Here is a 17,887-nt window from a genome sequence, read left to right as displayed (position 1 = left end):
AGGTCAGCGCACGATCAGGACGGGGCAGGGGGCTTCCTGCACGACACGCTGGCTCACCGAGCCCAGCAGGGCGACCTCCAGCCGTCCCAGTCCCCGGGAGCCCATGACGATGAGGTCGCAGCGGCGGGTGCGTGCCACCCTCAGGATGGCGTCGGCGGCGGGTCCCTCCAGCACTTCCAGCTCATGGTCAATCCCTTCGCGGCGCAGCACGGCCTCGGCCTCCGCCGCGGTGGCCCGGGCTTCCGCCGGGCGACGGGCCATCAACTCCTCCAGGTATGGCGACCCCAGCTCCCGCGGAATCGGCTCATAGGCCGTGACCACGATCACCCGGGCCCGCCGACGCCGGGCGATGTCCACCACCCAGTCCAGCGCTTTTCGCGCGTGGGACGATCCGTCGGTGGCGTAGAGGATGCACGCGATCTCCATGCCGCACCTCCGTGAGGACGTGACGCTATCCGACGCCCGCGCCGCCTTCTCCTCTTCGGCCGTCTTCCGGCCCCTCCCGCCTGGGGTGGGTCGGACCCCGGCCGCCTCCAGGGAAGCGGTCCCCATGGATGGAACGATAGACGCGCCGATGCTTGACGAGCAGAGCTACGACCGGGTCCTCCAGTCGCTGCCCCTCCTGCGGCGCGCCGACCCCCGGCTGGCCGAGGAGATCCGCGAGGCCGCCTCCCTTGTCCGCCTCCGGGCGGGCCGCGATATCTTCGTCGAAGGCGACCGGGTGGAAGGAATCGCGCTGCTCCTCTCGGGTGTGGTCCGCGTCTACGCCATCGGGTCGGGCGGCCGGGAGATTACCCTCTACCGGTTCGGGACGGGCCAGTCCTGCGTGCTCACGGCCGGCGCCATCCTGAACCGGAGGGCGTTCCCTGCCGTGGCCACGGTCGAGCAGGACGCCGAGGCCCTGTTCATTCCCGCCGAGACCTTCCGGCGCTGGGTCCGCCATGTTGATCTGTGGCAGGATTTCGTCTTCGAGATGCTCCTGCAGCGGTTGGCCCGCGTGATGGAGACCCTGGACGAGGCGGTCTTCCGCCGCCTGGACAGCCGCCTGGCCGCCCTGCTGCTGGCGCAGGCGCGCCTGCAGAACCCGGTGCGCATGACCCATCAGCAGATCGCTTCGGAGCTGGGCAGCTCCCGCGAGGTTGTCAGCCGCCTGCTGGAAGAGTTCGCCCGCGCCGGGTTGCTGCGGGTCGGCCGGAGGGAGATCCGGGTGCTGGACGCCGCGGGGCTGGAGGCGCGTGCGGCTCGGTGACCTTGTCACCGACAGGGACTCCTCCCTGTCCCATCATGAGGATGAGCAGCAGGTTTGAAGGGGGGAGGAGAAGATGAATCCGTTCGTCAGGTTCATGGCCTCGGCCGCCGGTCGCCTGGTCCGCATCGTCGCGGGTCTGGCGCTGATGGGCTGGGGGCTGCTGGGGCTCAGGGGCACCGCGGGGATCGTGGTGACCGTCGTCGGGGTCGTCCCCCTGCTGGCCGGTCTCTTCGATGTCTGCCTGTTCGCCCCGCTGTTCGGGGGGCCATTCCGCGGGACGAAGATCCGGGCCGCGAGGGAGTGACCGTCAGGGGTAGATGCCCCTCGTCATCAGCGCGTCGGCGACACGGCGCACGGCGCAGATCATCGCGCCGGTGCGCAGATCGACCTCATGCTCCTGCGCGGTGCGGACGACGCGGTCGAAGGCGTTGATCATGATGGGTTCCAGGCGCGCGGTGATCTCCTCCTCGCTCCAGAACAGCGAGCTGAGGTCCTGGACCCACTCGAAGTAGGAGACGATCACCCCGCCGGCGTTGGCCAGGATGTCGGGGACGACGAGGACGCCGCGGTCGGTGAGGATGTCGTCGGCGTCGGGGGTGGTGGGACCGTTGGCGCCTTCGACGACGATCTTCGCCTGGATCCGCGAGGCGTTGGCGCGGGTGATCTGGCCCTCGATGGCCGCGGGGACGAGGATGTCGCAGGGTAGCTCCAGGAGTTCCTGGTTCGTGACGGCTTCCCCCTCCGGGAAGCCGGCGATGCGTCCGGTGTCCCGGACGTGGGCCAGCACCCGCCGCGGGTCGAGGCCCCGGGGGTTGTAGACGCCGCCGTGGATGTCGCTCAGGGCGACGATCCGGCAGCCCTGATCGTGGAGCAACGTGGCGGCTACCGAACCGACGTTGCCGAAGCCCTGCACGACCACGGAGGCGCCGGCGAAGGGTCGCTCCCACCGCCGTGCCGCTTCCCGCGCGACGATCATCACGCCCCGACCGGTAGCCTCACGCCGCCCCGCCGAGCCGCCGATGCTGACCGGTTTGCCGGTCACGACGGCGGGCACGGAGTGGCCGCGGTGCATGCTGTAGGTGTCCATGACCCAGGCCATGATCTGCTCGTTGGTGCCTACGTCGGGGGCAGGGATGTCGCTCTGGGGACCCATGACCACGCTGATCTCGGTGGCGAAGCGCCGGGTCAGGCGCTCCAGCTCGGCCGGGGAGAGCGCCGTCGGGTCCACGGCGACGCCGCCCTTGGCGCCGCCGTAGGGGAGGTGCATGAGCGCGCACTTCCAGGTCATCCACATGGCCAGGGCCCGGACCTCGTCCAGGTCCACCTGGGGGGCGTACCGGAGGCCGCCCTTGGTGGGGCCCAGCACCGTGCTGTGGTGGACGCGGTAGCCGGTGAAGATGCGCACCGAGCCGTCGTCCATCTTCACCGGGAAGTTGACGGTGAGTTCGCGGTGGGGATAGACGAGGAAGTCGCGGATGCCGCGCTTGAGGGGGAGGTGGTCTGCAGCGCGGTTGAATTGCCGCAGCGCCATCTCCCAGGGATTCTCCCGCGTCACGGCGATCTTGGCGTGGGCCATGGCTCCCCCGGCGGTCTCGCTCTGTTGTCGAGCCACCTTCGATGCTACCCGACGGGGTCCTGCGGCGTCCAGGATGACGAGGGCGCCGCAGAGGGTTCCCCCACGGGCACCGGGCCCGGGAGCGGCGGCCTGCGCAGCAGCGACGCCGCCACGGAGACCCCGATCAGCAACGCCACCACGCCCAGGGAGAGCACGATCGGGATCCTCAGGACGGGGCTGATCAGCATCTTCAGTCCCACGAAGACCAGGACCAGGCTGAGCCCCACCTTGAGGTAGTGGAAGCGGTGCAGCAGGCCGGCCAGCAGGAAGTACAGCGCGCGCAACCCCAGGATGGCGAAGAGGTTGGAGGTGAAGACGATGAACGGGTCCGTGGTGATGGCGAAGATGGCGGGGATGGAGTCCACGGCGAACACGATGTCGGTCGCCTCCACGGTGAGCAGGGCGATCATCAGCGGCGTCGCCGCCCGGCGCCCGCCTTCGCGCACGAAGAACGCCGCGCCGTGATAGCGCGGGACCACAGGCAGAAGCCGCCGGGCGAGCCCCACCAGACGGTTGCGCTCAGGATGGACCTCCTCGCCGCTGCGCAGCATGCGCAGGCCGGTGACGATGAGCAGGCCTCCGAAGACATAGATGATCCAGTGGAAGGCGGCGAGCAGGGCCGCCCCGGCCAGGATGAAGGCCAGGCGGAAGACGACGGCGCCGACGATGCCCCAGAACAGGACGCGGTGCTGGTAGGCGGTGGGCACCCCGAAGTACGAGAAGATGACGAGGAAGACGAAGATGTTGTCCACGCTGAGGGCCTTCTCGATCAGGTAGCCGGTCAGGAACTCGAGCCCGCGCTGCGGGCCGAACCAGCGCCACATCCCGACGGCGAACACCAGGGCCAGGACGATCCAGAAGATGCTCCAGCCCAGCGCTTCGCGGGGACGGATAGTATGGGCCCGCCGGTGGAAGACGCCGAGGTCGAGGGCGAGCATCGCCGCGACGAAGAGGAGGAACGCGGCCCACAACAGGGGGGTGCCGATCGACGACATGGAGTGCGTCAACCTCCTGGGGGAGGGTCGCCGACACAAAAGGGGCGAGGCCCTCGCCGTGATGGACGGTCAGGCGAAGGTCTCGCCCCCGCAGGACATGGGTGGACGGGCCGGATCACCTTCGTGATCGTGCTGACGGCCCGACCAGCGGGATAGACGCCCGCGGCTACTCCCCTTCGGGACAGAGCCTAGCGGATCGCGGCCGCCGCGTCAATCGCTGCGCTGCCGGACGATGAGGACGGGGATGCGGCTGTGCCGGACGACGTGCTCGGCGACACTGCCGAAGAACAGATGGGTCAGGCCCGTGCGTCCGTGGGTGCCCATCACGATGAGGTCGGCCTGGATTTCGCCGGCCACCTCGAGGATCACCGTGCGCGGGGTCCCCTCCCGGATGATGGAACGGGCGCCGGGCAGGCGGGCGGCGAGGTTGGCCATCTCCCGGGCGGTCTCCCCCCGAATGCGGTCGAGCAGCTCGCCCGCCGCGGGGACCATGGCCAGGCTGCTGGGAAACCCCGCCAGCGCGGCGATGCTGAGGTCCAGCACGTGCAACAGCACCACCTCGGCGCCGAAGGCCGATCCCAGCGCCTGGGCCCAGGCCAGCGCGCCTTCCGCCCCGGGGGAGAAGTCGGTGGGGACGAGGATGCGCCGGGGAGCGACCTGGGCCGTCACGACCTGGCCTCCGTCACGCCGTGGCCCGCTGGGCCGGGGCGATATCGCGGACGAGGATGACCATGTGGTAGACGGGGAGGTGCCCGTCGATGCGGAACCCGTAGCGCCGGAACATCTGCACCAGCACGTGCTGGTCCTCAACCAGTTCGACAACCACCTGGGCCAGCCCGAGCAGCCGGCCGACCTCGAGGAGTTCGTGCAGGAGGACGGCGCCCAGGCCCCGCCGGCGGTAGCGGGGGTGCACGTAGCCGCGCAGCCGTCCGACGTCGCGCAGGAGCCCCACCCGGCGGCGGTGGAGGGTGGCATCGGCGACGATGACGCCGTTGGCCTCGGCCACGATGGGCAGGACCCGTTCGTAGTTGATGTGGCGGCACCAGGCCCGGATCACGGCGGGTTCGGCCACGTTGTCCCGGAGATTGACGACCTCGTCCGCAGGGATCCCCCTGAAGAGGTCCACCAGCGCCGGTTCGTCCGCGGCCACGAGAGGCCGCAGGATGACGGTCGTGCCGTCGCGGAGCTCGGCGGGGCGCGGATAACGCTTCAGCAATCGGGGCAGGTCCACGGCACCCTCCTTCCCAGTGTACCGTCCCCTGGCCCCGGTTGCCACAACACAAGGCAGGGGGGCGTCCGGCTTTCGGCGTGAACAGATGTTCAGGATTGACCGGAAGGGCCAAGGCGCGTAGGGTAAGGAGCAGGAGGAGCGCAAGCCTAACAGCAAAGTAGCCGATTCAAATACCGCGCACGTGGACTTCGAGAGCCTCGCGATTACTCCGGGAGTAATCCCGGAGGATACCAACAGGCGGTAGAAACCGGCGGCGCGGTGGAAGACGGTGAAAAGCTGGAGAAAGCAAGCGCTCCTCCTTCGTGTCTGTCCGCAGTTTATCTGCCCGCCGCGGCAGGTGTTCCGACCGGAACCCGGTAGTACTCAGGCCGACCGTCTTCTTCAGGGACATCGCCGCTGCCGGGCCCTCCCCATGCCACGCAGTGGATTCGCCGGCCCGGGCCGATTTCCGGTTCAGTCCCAAAACGGACCGGCCAATCCGGCCCGCGCCCGATGGGCCCCTCCCGGGAGGGGGCGTATGCTGGGCACTGGGCAAGAGCGCGCCACCGGGAGCGTGACCGGTATGGGAGAGGGTGGACGGCCCATTCTCGTCGCCACGGATCTCTCTTCGCAGGCGGCCGGGCTGTTCGCGGTCGCCCGACGTCTGGGCGGCCCGGACGCCGAGATCGTGGCCCTGCACGTCTACTCGCCGGAGGACTACCTGGAGGTCCATCGCGAGACCGGGATGCCGGTGGATCAATACGTGGCCAACCTGAAAGCCGAGATGCGGTTCCAGGCCGACCGGGCCGGCCTGCCGGCCGGCCGCGTGCGTTGCGAGGTGGCGGAAAGCTGGTCGGTGCCGGAGGCGATCCTCGACCGTGCCGGGCAGGAGCGGGCCGCGCTGATCGTCATGGCCACACACGGGCGCACGGGGCTGCGCCGGGCGCTTGAGGGCAGTGTGGCCGAGGAGGTCCTCCGCCACGCCCGCACGCCGGTGTTGATCGTCCCCCTCGCCGCGCTGGAGGAACTGAGGACGACGGAGGTGCACGCCGCATGATCGGGCGACTGTGCGCGCGCGACGTCATGACACGCCAGGTGATCACCGTCCGCCCGGAGACGCCGGTCAAAGAGGTGGCCGGCCTGATGCTCACCCACCGGGTCAGCGGCCTGCCCGTGGTGACCTTGACCGGGGAACTGGTCGGCATCGTCACCGAGGCCGACCTCCTGTACAAGGAGACACCCCCCGAATCCGAGGGCGGCCGTCCCCGGCGCGGGTTGCTTCCCCTCGGGCGCGCGGCCGAGGCGGTGCGCAAGGCCGAAGGGGTGAGGGCACAGGACGTCATGACCGCTCCTGTCGTCACCGTCGGGGAAGCAACGCCGCTCCGCGAAGTGGCCGCCCTCATGGTGCGCCGCAGGATCAACCGGGTGCCGGTGATCCGCGACGGCCGGCTCGTCGGCATTGTCAGCCGCGCCGACGTCCTGCGCGCCCTCACCCGGGACGATGAGGAACTGGCCCGGGCGGTGCGCGAGGCGCTTCTGCACGACCTGTGGCTGGATGTCCACAGGATTACGGTCGCGGTGCGCGACGGGGTCGTCACGCTGGAGGGGACGGTGGAACGCCGGTCGGAGCGCGAACTCGCCGGCCGGTGGGTCGCCGCCCTCGACGGCGTCGTCGCCGTGGAGAACCGCCTGACCTTCGAATACGACGACCGCGACGTGACCCTGGCCGCGCCCTGGCCGCCAGCGAGGTGATCGGCATGGATGCCAGCGAGCTGGCCGCCCGTCTTGAACATGCGGTGCTGGCCCCGCAGGCCACGAGGCAGGACCTGGAGGCAGGGGTGCAGGTGGCCACGCGGTGGAAGGTCCGCGCGCTGGTCGTGAAACCCTGCCACGTGGCGGAGGCGGCCCGGCAGCTCTTCGGGACCGGGATCAAGACCGTCGCCGTGGTCGGGTTCCCCCACGGAGGGAGCACGACGGCCACCAAGGTGGCGGAGACGCGGCAGGCCGTGGCCCACGGCGCCGACGAGATCGACGTGGTCATCGACATCGGGGCTCTGCGCGGGCGGCAGACGGGGACAGTTTTCTTCGACCTCCGCAGCGTGGTTGAGGCGGCGGAGGGCCGACCGGTGAAGGCCATCATCGAGACCGCCTACCTCACGGATGCGGAGAAGCGCCTGGCCTGCCGGCTCGCCGCCCGGGCCGGCGCGGCCTACGTGAAGACCAGCACGGGGTTCGCGCCCAGGGGCGCCACCGCCGCCGACGTGGCCCTGCTGCGCCGCATCCTGCCCCGGGGAATGAAGATCAAGGCCGCGGGGGGGATCAAGACCTACGCCGATGCCCTGGCCCTGCTCCAGGCCGGCGCGGACGTCATCGGGACGAGTCACACCGAGGCGATCCTGCGCGACGCCGGAGTGGCGGTGGCGGCCTGACGCCTCGCCGTGAGTGCGTGGTCCGTCACGACCAGCTGGATCGGTCGGCGGCGATTCGAGGGGTGCAGCCCGACGCCGGCCGTCGTGCCGATGGACACGCGGCCGGACGCGGGGGGAGAGGGCAGCGCTCCAACGCCCATGGAGACCCTGCTCATCGCCCTGGGCGGGTGCACCGGGGCCGATGTGGTCGGGATCCTGGAGAAGATGCGCGCGCCGCTGGAAGGGCTCACGATCACCGTCACCGGCGAGCGCGCCGAGACGCATCCCAAGGTTTTCACCAGAATCCACCTTCGCTATGAGGTGCGGGGGAAAGGGTTGACCCCCCGGCAGGTGGAACGCGCCGTCCGGCTCTCCCAGGAGAAGTACTGCTCGGTGGCCGCGATGCTCCGGCCCACGGCGGCCCTGACCTACGAGATCGTCCTCTTCGATCGCCCGGCCGGCCGGGCGGAACGTCTGGCCGGAGGAATGGGCCCGGCCTCAGCCCCGGAGCCGACTTTCGGCGGTGCTTAGAGGCAGCTCAGGCCGGGCCTGACGGCCAAATAAGGCCTGGGCCCGATGCCTCCCGTGGCAGGGCGGGGGTAGTGTGAAGCCAGCGGTGGATGTGAGGAGGGTGTGCCATGCTCGTGCGCGACCGGATGTCGGCACCGGCCATCACCGTCGAGCCCAAGACCTCGATCTATGACGCGCTGGCGCTGATGAAGGAGCGGCGGATCCGCCGGCTGCCAATCGTCAAAGGGCGCCGGCTGGTCGGGATCGTCACCTGGACCGATCTCATGCGCGCCTCGCCCTCGCCGGCCACCTCGCTGACGGTCTGGGAGATCCCCTACCTCCTGATGAAGGCGCCGGTGGCCGAGGTGATGACGAAGACCGTCATCACGGTGGACCCCTCCACGACGGTCGAGGAGGCCGCGGTCCTGATGCGCCGGCACAAGATCGGCGGGATGCCGGTGGTGGAGGGCGGGAGCGTGATCGGCGTGATCACCGAGAGCGACATCTTCGACGCCTTTATCGACTTGATGGGGCTGCGCCGGGGCGGCGCCCGCCTGACCATCGAACTCCAGGATCGCATCGGCGCCCTGGAAGAGGTGGTGCGGACGATCCGCGACTGCGACGTCAACATCCGCAGCCTGGCCGCCTATCCGCTGGACGGCATCGGGCAGGTGGTCGTCCGCGTGGACACGCCGTATCCGCTGCACCTGGTGCAGACCCTGAGCGAGCACGGGATCAAGGTGACGCACCTGGCTCCGCTGCCTGAGGCGGAGACGGGCGCGGCGTAGGAGGGGGGCGCATGGCACGGCGGTTGATCACGATCGATGGAAACGAAGCGGCGGCCTCGGTGGCCTATCGGGCCAGCGAGGTCATCGCCATCTACCCCATCACGCCCTCCTCCCCCATGGGGGAACTCGCCGACGAGTGGGCGGCGCACGGGCGCCCCAACCTCTGGGGGATCGTCCCCCGGGTCGTGGAGATGCAGTCCGAGGGCGGCGCGGCGGGGGCGGTCCACGGCGCGCTGCAGGCCGGCGCCCTGACGACGACCTTCACCGCCAGTCAGGGTCTGCTCCTCATGATCCCCAATCTCTACAAAATTGCGGGGGAGTTGACCGCCTTCGCCATGCATGTCTCCGCGCGCACCGTGGCCACTCACGCCCTGTCCATCTTCGGCGACCACTCCGACGTCATGGCCGCGCGGCAGACCGGGTTCGCCCTGCTGGCCAGCGGCTCGGTGCAGGAGGTGCACGACCTGGCCCTGATCGCCCACGCCGCGACCCTGGCCGCGCGGGTCCCCTTCCTGCACTTCTTCGACGGCTTCCGGACCAGCCACGAGGTGGCGAAGATCGAGGAGCTCACCGACGACGACCTGCGGGCGATGCTGGACGAGGCCCTGATCCGGGCCCATCGCGAGCGGGCGCTCTCGCCGGAACGACCGGTCATCCGCGGCACGGCCCAGAACCCCGACACCTTCTTCCAGGCCCGTGAGGCGGCCAACCCGTTCTACCTGGCCGCGCCGGTGATTGTGCAGCAGACGATGGACCGCTTGGCCGAGCTGACCGGACGGCAATATCACTTGTTCGACTACGTCGGTCACCCAGAGGCGGAACGGGTCATCGTGCTCATGGGTTCGGGCGCGGAAGTCGCCCATGAGACGGTGGAGTGGCTGACCGCGCGCGGGGAGCGCGTCGGCGTGATCAAGGTGCGGCTGTACCGGCCCTTCTCGGTGAGCGATTTCATTGGGGCGCTGCCCCCCTCGGTGCAGGCCATCGCCGTCCTGGACCGGACCAAGGAGCCCGGCGCGCCGGGCGAGCCGCTGTACCAGGACGTGCTCACCGCCCTCGGCGAGGCCATGGCCGACGGCGGGGCGCTTCCCCGGATGCCGCGGGTCATCGGCGGCCGCTACGGCCTGTCCAGCAAGGAGTTCACCCCGGCGATGGTCAAGGCCGTCTTCGACCAGCTGGCCTGCCCGCAACCCAAGAACCACTTCACCGTGGGGATCGTGGACGACGTGACCGGGACGTCGCTGCCCTATGACCGGGAGTTCTCCATCGAACCCGACGACGTCACGCGTTGCGTCTTCTACGGCCTGGGGGCCGACGGGACGGTCGGGGCCAACAAGAACTCGATCAAGATTATCGGCGAGGAGACCCCCTATTACGCTCAGGGCTACTTTGTCTACGACTCGAAGAAGGCGGGTGCGGTCACGGTCTCGCACCTCCGCTTCGGGCCGCGCCCGATCCGCAGCAGCTATCTGATCGCGCAGGCCAACTTCGTGGCCTGCCACCAGTGGGTGTTCATGGACCGCATCCCCGTGCTGGAGACAGCCGCGCCGGGGGCGGTGTTCCTCCTGAACGCGCCCTACGGACCGGACGAGGTCTTCGACCACCTGGCCCGGGAGGTGCAGGAGGAGATCATCCGCAAGCGCCTGCGCGTCTACGTGATCGACGCGGCGGCCGTGGCGAAGCAGACCGGGATGGGCGGCCGCATCAACTCCATCATGCAGACGGCTTTCTTCGCCATCTCCGGCGTGCTGCCGCGCGAAGAAGCCATCGCCAAGATCAAGGACGCGATCCGCAAGACCTATGGCCGCAAGGGCGAGGACGTCGTGCGGGCCAACTTCGAGGCGGTGGACGCCACGCTGGCCAACCTGCACGAGGTGCCGGTCCCCGGCGCCCCGACGTCCACTCGGACGCTCCCGCCGATCGTCAGCGCGGAGGCGCCGGACTTCGTCCAGCGGGTCACGGCCGTGATGATCGCCCGAAAGGGCGACCTGTTGCCGGTCAGCGCCTTCCCGCCGGATGGCACCTGGCCCACGGCCACCAGCCGGTGGGAGAAGCGCAACATCGCCGATCAGATCCCGGTGTGGGATCCGCAGCTTTGCATCCAGTGCAACAAGTGCACCCTGATCTGCCCCCATGCTGCGATTCGGGCGAAGGTGGTGGAGCCGGCCCTGCTGGCCGGCGCGCCTCCGACCCTGAAGTCCACGCCCTACCGCGGGCCCGAGTTCAAGGGGATGCACTACCTGCTCCAGGTGGCCCCGGAGGACTGCACGGGCTGCAGTCTCTGCGTCGAGGTCTGCCCGGTGACGGACAAGAAGGATCCCTCCCACAAGGCGATTGACATGCAGCCCCAGGCGCCGCTGCGCTTGGCCGAGGCGGAGAATTTCGCCTTCTTCATGTCGCTCCCGGATCCCGACCGCACCAAGGTGCGCTCAGACGTCAAGGGCACCCAGTTCCTCCGCCCGCTGTTCGAGTTTTCCGGGGCCTGCGCCGGCTGCGGGGAGACCCCCTATATCAAGCTGCTCACCCAGCTCTACGGCGACCGCCTGCTCATCGCCAACGCCACCGGCTGCTCCTCGATCTACGGCGGCAACCTGCCGACCACGCCCTACACCGTGGATGCCTTCGGCCGGGGCCCGGCCTGGGCCAACTCGCTGTTCGAGGACAACGCTGAGTTCGGCTTCGGATTCCGCCTGGCGGTGGACATGCAGGCGGAGCAGGCCCGTCGCCTGCTGAAGACCCTCGCCGGCCAGGTCGGCGAGCCGCTGGTGGACGCCATCCTCAACGCCGATCAGAGCACCGAGGCGGGAATTGCCGCGCAGCGGGAGCGCGTGCAGATCCTGCGCCGCCGCCTCGCCGCTCTTCCCGATCCCGAGGCCCGGCGGCTGGAACTCCTGGCCGACTTCCTGGTCCGGCGCAGCGTCTGGATCATCGGCGGCGACGGCTGGGCCTACGACATCGGCTACGGCGGGCTGGACCACGTCCTGGCCATGGGGCAGGATGTGAACATCCTGGTCCTGGACACCGAGGTCTACTCGAACACGGGAGGACAGCAGTCCAAGGCCACGCCGCTGGGGGCCGCGGCGAAGTTCGCCATCGCCGGCAAGGCCATCCCGAAGAAGGACCTGGCCCTGCTGGCCATGACCTACGGCTCGGTCTATGTGGCCCGCGTGGCCCTGGGGGCCAAGGACCTCCAGACCGTTCAGGCTTTCCGTGAGGCGGACAGCTTCCCGGGCACCTCGCTGATCATCGCCTACAGCCCGTGCATCGAGCACGGCTACGACCTGCGCCTGGGCGCGGACCATGAGAAGCTCGCTGTGGAGTCCGGCTACTGGCCGCTGCTCCGGTACGACCCGCGCCGGGCCGAGCGCGGACTGCCGCCCCTGCAGCTGGACTCGCCCCCGCCCAAGGTAGACCTGGCGGAGTTTTTGGCGCAAGAGACGCGCTTCCAGATGGTGCAGCGCGCCGATCCCGACCGGGCGCAGGCACTGCTGGAGGCGGCGCGCCGGGAGGTCCGGGCGCGCTACGCGCTCTACGAGCAGCTGGCCAAGGCCGCGCCGCCCCGTCCTGCCGAGCTGGCGGCGGCAGGAGGCAGCGGGGAAGCGTAGCTGCCGACGCACCCTATGCGCACCGCCGATCCAGCCGCCGGGTGGCTGTTGCGATCGAAGGATCCGGCGGTGCGCCAGGCGATCCCCCGTGTGTCTATGGCCGCCGCGGCCGCGCACCCAGTGGGTAGACGTTGAGATCTGTGCAGATGATGTCACTGTGGTGTCGAGGATCCTGACGGGCATCTGCAGAAGGCGGAAGCCCTGGGGACCGATCTGTACGTCCTGGTGTCAGGAGGAGAACAGCCATGCCGACGCCCAGGCGGGAGAAGGTGGGGGAGGAGAGGGGGAGGTCGATGTTTCTCGATGAGCTCCAGAAGCGGTTTGCGGAGATGCAGACCAGGACGGGCATCTCCGCCGTCTTCGGCGAGCCGATCTCCATCGACGGCCGCACCGTGATCCCCGTGGCCTCCATGCGCTATGCCTTCGGGATGGGCGGGGGCATGGGCCCCGCCAGGGGCGAGGGGGACCAGGTGCCCGGCGGCGGCGGGGGCGGAGGGATGGCGCGCGTCGAGCCGATTGCCCTGGTCGAGGTGGTCGACGGCAAGATCAAGGTGCAGCCCATCATCAACGTGACGCGGCTTGCGGGCCTCGTGGCCTTCCTGGCCGCCTGGGCCATCTTCTGGGGGACACGCACAGCGCGGGTGATGGCGGCGCGCCGGTGACGATTCCTCCCGCCGAACCCTACCGCATCAAGGTCGTCGAACCGATCCGGTGGACGACCCGGGAAGAGCGCGCCCGGCTGCTCGCGGAGGCCGGGTGGAACCTGTTCCGTCTGCGCGCCGAGGACGTCAGCATCGACCTCCTCACGGACAGCGGGACCGGCGCGATGAGCGACCGCCAGTGGGCGGCGCTGATGATGGGCGACGAAGCCTACGCCGGGAGCCGCTCCTTCTATCGTCTGCGCGAGACCGTGGAGGATCTCTTCGGCTTCCCCCACGTCCTGCCCACCCACCAGGGCCGCGGCGCGGAACACATCCTCTGCATTCTGTTGGTGCGTCCCGGCCAGCACGTCATCGGCAACATGCATTTCGACACCACCCGGGCCCACATCGAGCACCGCGGGGGGATCGCCGACGACCTGGCGGTGGAAGCCATCCACGACCCGACCGCCCGGCTCCCGTTCAAAGGCGACCTCGACATCGCCAGGGCCGAGGCCCTGATCGGCGACGTGGGGCGCGAGCAGGTGGCCTTCCTCCACATGACGGTGACCTGCAACAGCGGCGGCGGGCAGCCGGTCTCGCTGGCCAACCTGCGCGCGGTGCGGAATCTGGCCGACCGCCACGGGCTGCCGTTCTTCCTGGACGCCTGCCGGATCGCCGAGAACGCCTTCTTTATCAAGGAACAGGAGCCCGGATATGCCGGGCGGTCCGTGGCCTCGATCATCCGCGAAATCTGTGACCTGGCCGACGGATGCACCTTCAGCGGGAAGAAGGACGCGCTGGTCAACATCGGCGGCTTTCTCGCCCTTCGCCACCCCGCCCTCTACGAGCAGGCCGCGCCCTGGGGCGTTCTCTTCGAAGGCTTCCCCACCTATGGGGGGCTGGCCGGACGGGACCTGGAGGCGATGGCGCAGGGTCTCCGCGAGGTCACCGACGAGCACTATCTGGCCTGGCGCATCGGCCAGGTCCGGTGGCTGGGCGGGCAGATGCTGGAGCGCGGGATTCCCATCGTCGAGCCGATCGGCGGACACGCCGTCTTCCTGGACGCGCTGCGCTTCCTGCCCCACCTCCCGCGGCGGCAGTACCCCGGACAGGCCCTGGCCTGCGCGCTGTACGAAGACGGCGGGGTGCGTGGCGTCGAGATCGGCGCAGTCATGGCCGGCCGGGATCCGCGCACCGGGGAGGAGCGCTTCCCGCGCCTGGAACTGGTGCGCCTGGCCGTTCCCCGCCGCGTCTATACCCAGTCGCATTTGGCCGTCGTCGCCGCCACCGCCGCCGCGACTTTTGCCCGCCGCGAGACGGTGCGTGGGTTGCGGATCGTCTCCGAACCCCCCGCCCTGCGGCATTTCCTGGCCCGCTTCGAGCCGCTGCCGGCGTAGTTCGCCGGTGTCCTGGCCGGCCCGCCGAGCCGAACCGCTTCGACGCCTTCGGCCTCAGCCATTCAGTTTGCTCGTGCCCATAGGGCCCAGGCCCGAGGGGAATCAGCCGCGGGGCGGATAGTGGCCGGGCCGGTTCGCTGCTACCATGCCTGCAAAGGCGCGCGGGCACCGCCTCGGAGGCGTGGGGCGTCCAGACGTCCCGCAGGGGCGTGACTTCTACAGGGGGCCGATGCGCGGTGCCCGCCATATCGACTGTGGCTATGTCCGCTGCGCAGGCATCTCCCCGACCGTATCGGGTCCTCGTCGCCGACCCGCATGCTGCGGCGCGCGAGGCCATCGGGATGGTCCTGGTCGGCGACCAACGGTTTGAAGTCGCCGGCACCGCGGGGACGATCGAGGAGACCATCCGCCTGATCCGCGAGCGCCGGCCGGACGTGCTGGTCGTCGACCCGTGGCTGTTCGGCGCCGCGGGACTGCCCGGCTGCCTCGCGGCGAAGAAACTCAATCCGAACCTCGTCATTATCGCCCTGCTGCCCGGCGACCTGGGGGACGACTACGTGAAGGCGGCCCGGGCCATGGGCGCCGACGGGGTCGTTCCCAAGAACCGCGTCGGCAGGGACCTCATCGCCGCGATTCACGCCGCGCTGGACCGGTCCGCGTAGGGCCGGTGGCGGATCCCGGTCCCGATCCGCTCGGCCGCAGACCGTCCCGGTCGGCGGGTTGTATACTCGTGATGGTTGATCCCTGTCCGCCGGGAGGATGTCCGTGACGCGTCAGGTGCTTCGTCTCGACGATAGAACGCTCGAGTACGTCCCGCTCGCCGCCCTGGAGGGGCGGGTTGCGGTGGGGCTGGAGCGGCTGCCCTTCACCGTGAAGGTGCTGCTGGAGAACCTCCTGCGCCATGCCGGGAGCGGGGCGTTTGCGGCCGGGCACGCGGCGCGCCTGGCGGCTTGGGAGCCCGGCCGGACCCTGGACGGGGAGTTTCCCTTCCTGCCCGCGCGGGTGTTGCTGCAGGACTTCACCGGCGTACCGGTGGTGGTCGATCTGGCGGCGATGCGCGATGCCGTACAGCGTCTCGGCGGGGACCCGGCCCGGGTGAATCCGGTCGTCCCCGCCGACCTGGTCATCGACCACTCCGTCCAGGTGGACGTCTACGGCACACCGCTGGCCTTCGAGCGCAACGTGGCCCTGGAATACGAGCGGAATCGGGAGCGCTACATGCTGCTGCGGTGGGCGCAGAGCGCCTTCGACAACCTGCGCGTCGTCCCCCCCGGAACGGGCATCGTGCATCAGGTGAACCTGGAGTACCTGGCCACGGTCGTGGGGACCCGGGCCGCAGACGGTGCCCTCGTCGCATTCCCGGACACGGTCGTCGGGACGGACTCGCACACCACGATGATCAACGGCCTGGGGGTGCTGGGCTGGGGAGTCGGCGGCATCGAGGCCGAAGCCGTGCTGCTGGGCCAGCCGATCTTCCTCACCCGCCCCGAGGTGGTCGGCGTCCGGCTGGTCGGCGAGCTGGCCGAGGGGGTGACCGCCACCGATCTGGTGCTGACGATCACACAACGGCTGCGTTCGGTGGGCGTGGTGGGCAAGTTTGTGGAGTTCTTCGGGCCCGGCCTCCGCGCGCTGTCGCTGCCGGACCGGGCGACGATCGCCAACATGTGCCCGGAGTACGGGGCCACCAGCGCCCTCTTCCCCATCGACGAGGAGACGCTGGCCTACCTCCGGCTGACGGGGCGCCCCGAGCCGCAGGTGCGGCTCGTGGAAGCCTACGCCCGCGCCCAGGGGATGTTCCGCACAGCCGGAGGGCCTGAGCCCGTATTCGATCAGGTGGTCGAACTGGACCTGGCCACGGTCGAGCCGAGCCTGGCCGGCCCGCGGCGGCCCCAGGACCGCGTGCCGCTGGCCGGCAGCGGCCCGAGCTTTCGCGCCGCCTTCGCCGACCGGATCGCCGCCCCAGAAGGTCCCTCCGGCGCCTCCGGCACTGGCGTCGCCGTCGCCGAGCGTCCGCCGGCCACCCAGGTGCGCATCGGTGATCGCACCGCGGAACTCACGCACGGTTCTGTCGTGATCGCCGCGATCACCTCCTGCACGAACACCTCGAACCCGGAGGTGATGATCGCCGCGGGGCTGCTGGCGAAGAAGGCCGTGGAACGCGGCCTCTCGGTGAGTCCCGCCGTGAAGACGAGCCTGGCGCCGGGATCGGCGGTGGTCAGCGCCTACCTCCAGCGCGCCGGGCTGACGCGCTACCTGGAGGCGCTGGGCTTCTACACCGTCGGGTACGGCTGCACCACCTGCATCGGAAACAGCGGGCCGCTGCCGCAGCCTGTGGCCGAGGCCATCCAGGCCCAGAACCTGGTGGCCGTCGCCGTCCTGAGCGGCAACCGCAACTTCGAGGGACGGATTCATCCGCTGGTGCGCGCCAGCTACCTAGCCTCCCCGCCTCTGGTCGTGGCCTTCGCCCTGGCCGGAACGGTGAACATTGATCTGACCCGAGAGCCTCTCGGCACCGATCGTGCCGGCCGTCCGGTCTTCCTGCGCGACCTGTGGCCGCGGAAGGAGGAGATCCGCGCCGTGATCCGCAGCGCCGTGTCGGCGGAGTTGTTTGCGGAACGGTACCGCGAGGTGTTCCGGGGCGACGAGACCTGGCGGACGCTGCCGGTACCGACGAGTACCGTGTATCGGTGGGATCCCCACTCCACCTATGTGCAGCGTCCGCCGTTCCTCGAGCAGGTCGCCGCGACACCCGGCGAGCCCGCCGACATCCGCGGGGCGCGCGTGCTGGTCTGGCTCGGCGACTCGGTCACGACCGACCACATCTCTCCGGCCGGAACCTTCTCCCGAGACACGCCGGCCGGTCGCTTCCTCACCGAGCGCGGGGTGGCTCCCGCCGACTTCAACACCTACGGCGCGCGGCGCGGGGCCCACGACGTGCTGGTCCGCGGAACCTTCGCCAACGTCCGCCTGCGCAACCGCCTGGCCGGCGGCCGGGAGGGCGGGTGGACGACCCATCTCCCCTCGGGAGAGGTGCTGCCGGTCTACGACGCCGCGATGCACTACCGGGCGGAGGGAACGCCGCTGCTGGTGCTCGCCGGCAGGGAGTACGGCTCGGGCAGCTCACGCGACTGGGCGGCCAAGGGGCCGCTGCTGCTGGGTGTCCGCGCGGTGATCGCCCAGAGTTTCGAGCGCATTCACCGCGCCAACCTGGTGCAGATGGGCATCCTGCCCCTGGAGTTCCTGCCCGGCGAGGGACCGGAGGCCCTCGGCCTGGACGGCACCGAGACCTTCGATATCCTGGGGATCGCCGAAGGTCTGCGGCCCGGACAAAAACTCACGGTGCGCGCGGTGCGGGCCGACGGAGCGGAGCGCACCTTCCAGGTGCTCTCCCGCCTCGATCTCCCGATCGAGGTGGAATACTACCGGCACGGCGGCATCCTGCCCTACGTGGTGCGGAAGCTGATCGGGTAGG

At 70.1% G+C, this 17,887-nt stretch carries 17 protein-coding genes; 12 read left to right on the top strand and 5 right to left on the bottom strand.

The window, feature by feature from the left end; translation table 11 throughout:
• Positions 1 to 3 precede the first annotated feature (3 nt).
• Positions 4 to 426 carry a universal stress protein gene (locus tag QN141_04115; GenBank protein MDR7557654.1) on the bottom strand — a complete coding sequence of 141 codons (423 nt, stop codon included), beginning with the start codon at positions 424 to 426 and terminating at the stop codon, positions 4 to 6.
• A 148-nt stretch (positions 427 to 574) separates the two neighbouring features.
• On the opposite strand from QN141_04115, the gene QN141_04110 reads away from it, so the two are divergent.
• Positions 575 to 1,249, top strand: coding sequence for a Crp/Fnr family transcriptional regulator (locus QN141_04110; GenBank protein MDR7557653.1), 675 nt, complete (start codon positions 575 to 577; stop codon positions 1,247 to 1,249).
• 73 nt (positions 1,250 to 1,322) lie between these two features.
• Entirely contained in the window at positions 1,323 to 1,553 is a 231-nt protein-coding gene (locus QN141_04105; protein MDR7557652.1) for a DUF2892 domain-containing protein, read from the top strand.
• Between the two features lie 3 nt (positions 1,554 to 1,556).
• Here the strand turns inward: QN141_04105 and QN141_04100 are convergent, their stop codons facing one another.
• The 4 genes from QN141_04100 to QN141_04085 form a co-directional block, all read right to left on the bottom strand.
• The gene (locus QN141_04100; GenBank protein ID MDR7557651.1) at positions 1,557 to 2,825 is read right to left on the bottom strand and encodes a Glu/Leu/Phe/Val dehydrogenase; all 1,269 of its coding nucleotides are present in this window, start codon (positions 2,823 to 2,825) and stop codon (positions 1,557 to 1,559) included.
• A 44-nt stretch (positions 2,826 to 2,869) separates the two neighbouring features.
• The gene (locus QN141_04095) at positions 2,870 to 3,859 is read right to left on the bottom strand and encodes a TerC family protein (GenBank protein MDR7557650.1); all 990 of its coding nucleotides are present in this window, start codon (positions 3,857 to 3,859) and stop codon (positions 2,870 to 2,872) included.
• A gap of 210 nt (positions 3,860 to 4,069) precedes the next feature.
• Positions 4,070 to 4,528, bottom strand: coding sequence for a universal stress protein (locus tag QN141_04090; protein MDR7557649.1), 459 nt, complete (start codon positions 4,526 to 4,528; stop codon positions 4,070 to 4,072).
• A gap of 13 nt (positions 4,529 to 4,541) precedes the next feature.
• Positions 4,542 to 5,090, bottom strand: coding sequence for a GNAT family N-acetyltransferase (locus QN141_04085; GenBank protein MDR7557648.1), 549 nt, complete (start codon positions 5,088 to 5,090; stop codon positions 4,542 to 4,544).
• Between the two features lie 562 nt (positions 5,091 to 5,652).
• On the opposite strand from QN141_04085, the gene QN141_04080 reads away from it, so the two are divergent.
• From QN141_04080 to acnA, 10 genes are all read left to right on the top strand, one after another.
• The gene (locus QN141_04080) at positions 5,653 to 6,126 is read left to right on the top strand and encodes a universal stress protein (protein ID MDR7557647.1); all 474 of its coding nucleotides are present in this window, start codon (positions 5,653 to 5,655) and stop codon (positions 6,124 to 6,126) included.
• Positions 6,123 to 6,821 carry a CBS domain-containing protein gene (locus QN141_04075; protein ID MDR7557646.1) on the top strand — a complete coding sequence of 233 codons (699 nt, stop codon included), beginning with the start codon at positions 6,123 to 6,125 and terminating at the stop codon, positions 6,819 to 6,821. The genes QN141_04080 and QN141_04075 overlap by 4 nt, the downstream gene beginning before the upstream one ends.
• A gap of 5 nt (positions 6,822 to 6,826) precedes the next feature.
• Positions 6,827 to 7,498, top strand: a complete 672-nt coding sequence (deoC, locus tag QN141_04070; GenBank protein ID MDR7557645.1) for a deoxyribose-phosphate aldolase — start codon at positions 6,827 to 6,829, stop codon at positions 7,496 to 7,498.
• Between the two features lie 9 nt (positions 7,499 to 7,507).
• Positions 7,508 to 8,008 carry an OsmC family protein gene (locus tag QN141_04065; GenBank protein ID MDR7557644.1) on the top strand — a complete coding sequence of 167 codons (501 nt, stop codon included), beginning with the start codon at positions 7,508 to 7,510 and terminating at the stop codon, positions 8,006 to 8,008.
• A gap of 107 nt (positions 8,009 to 8,115) precedes the next feature.
• Positions 8,116 to 8,775 (top strand): CBS domain-containing protein, encoded by a 660-nt coding sequence (locus tag QN141_04060; protein ID MDR7557643.1) that lies wholly within the window; start codon positions 8,116 to 8,118, stop codon positions 8,773 to 8,775.
• A gap of 11 nt (positions 8,776 to 8,786) precedes the next feature.
• Complete coding sequence (gene nifJ / locus QN141_04055; GenBank protein ID MDR7557642.1) at positions 8,787 to 12,377, top strand: pyruvate:ferredoxin (flavodoxin) oxidoreductase; 3,591 nt, start codon at positions 8,787 to 8,789, stop codon at positions 12,375 to 12,377.
• A 245-nt stretch (positions 12,378 to 12,622) separates the two neighbouring features.
• Complete coding sequence (locus tag QN141_04050) at positions 12,623 to 13,039, top strand: spore germination protein GerW family protein (protein ID MDR7557641.1); 417 nt, start codon at positions 12,623 to 12,625, stop codon at positions 13,037 to 13,039.
• Positions 13,036 to 14,415 carry a tryptophanase gene (locus QN141_04045; protein MDR7557640.1) on the top strand — a complete coding sequence of 460 codons (1,380 nt, stop codon included), beginning with the start codon at positions 13,036 to 13,038 and terminating at the stop codon, positions 14,413 to 14,415. The genes QN141_04050 and QN141_04045 overlap by 4 nt, the downstream gene beginning before the upstream one ends.
• 260 nt (positions 14,416 to 14,675) lie before the next feature.
• Positions 14,676 to 15,077, top strand: a complete 402-nt coding sequence (locus tag QN141_04040) for a response regulator transcription factor (protein MDR7557639.1) — start codon at positions 14,676 to 14,678, stop codon at positions 15,075 to 15,077.
• 103 nt (positions 15,078 to 15,180) lie between these two features.
• Positions 15,181 to 17,886, top strand: coding sequence for an aconitate hydratase AcnA (gene acnA / locus QN141_04035; protein MDR7557638.1), 2,706 nt, complete (start codon positions 15,181 to 15,183; stop codon positions 17,884 to 17,886).
• Position 17,887 lies beyond the last annotated feature (1 nt).

This window comes from Armatimonadota bacterium (genome assembly GCA_031459765.1).
GTDB classification, from domain to species: domain Bacteria; phylum Sysuimicrobiota; class Sysuimicrobiia; order Sysuimicrobiales; family Kaftiobacteriaceae; genus Kaftiobacterium; species Kaftiobacterium secundum.
This window is presented reverse-complemented; position numbering and strand designations above follow the sequence as displayed.

Bases quoted from the DNA above. Each gene is read 5' to 3' on its own strand.
- QN141_04115 (MDR7557654.1), bottom strand. From the start codon at position 426: ATGGAGATCGCGTGCATCCTCTACGCCACCGACGGATCGTCCCACGCG.
- QN141_04110 (MDR7557653.1), top strand. From the start codon at position 575: ATGCTTGACGAGCAGAGCTACGACCGGGTCCTCCAGTCGCTGCCCCTC.
- QN141_04105 (MDR7557652.1), top strand. From the start codon at position 1,323: ATGAATCCGTTCGTCAGGTTCATGGCCTCGGCCGCCGGTCGCCTGGTC.
- QN141_04100 (MDR7557651.1), bottom strand. From the start codon at position 2,825: ATGGCCCACGCCAAGATCGCCGTGACGCGGGAGAATCCCTGGGAGATG.
- QN141_04095 (MDR7557650.1), bottom strand. From the start codon at position 3,859: ATGTCGTCGATCGGCACCCCCCTGTTGTGGGCCGCGTTCCTCCTCTTC.
- QN141_04080 (MDR7557647.1), top strand. From the start codon at position 5,653: ATGGGAGAGGGTGGACGGCCCATTCTCGTCGCCACGGATCTCTCTTCG.
- QN141_04075 (MDR7557646.1), top strand. From the start codon at position 6,123: ATGATCGGGCGACTGTGCGCGCGCGACGTCATGACACGCCAGGTGATC.
- deoC (MDR7557645.1), top strand. From the start codon at position 6,827: ATGGATGCCAGCGAGCTGGCCGCCCGTCTTGAACATGCGGTGCTGGCC.
- QN141_04060 (MDR7557643.1), top strand. From the start codon at position 8,116: ATGCTCGTGCGCGACCGGATGTCGGCACCGGCCATCACCGTCGAGCCC.
- nifJ (MDR7557642.1), top strand. From the start codon at position 8,787: ATGGCACGGCGGTTGATCACGATCGATGGAAACGAAGCGGCGGCCTCG.
- QN141_04050 (MDR7557641.1), top strand. From the start codon at position 12,623: ATGCCGACGCCCAGGCGGGAGAAGGTGGGGGAGGAGAGGGGGAGGTCG.
- QN141_04040 (MDR7557639.1), top strand. From the start codon at position 14,676: ATGTCCGCTGCGCAGGCATCTCCCCGACCGTATCGGGTCCTCGTCGCC.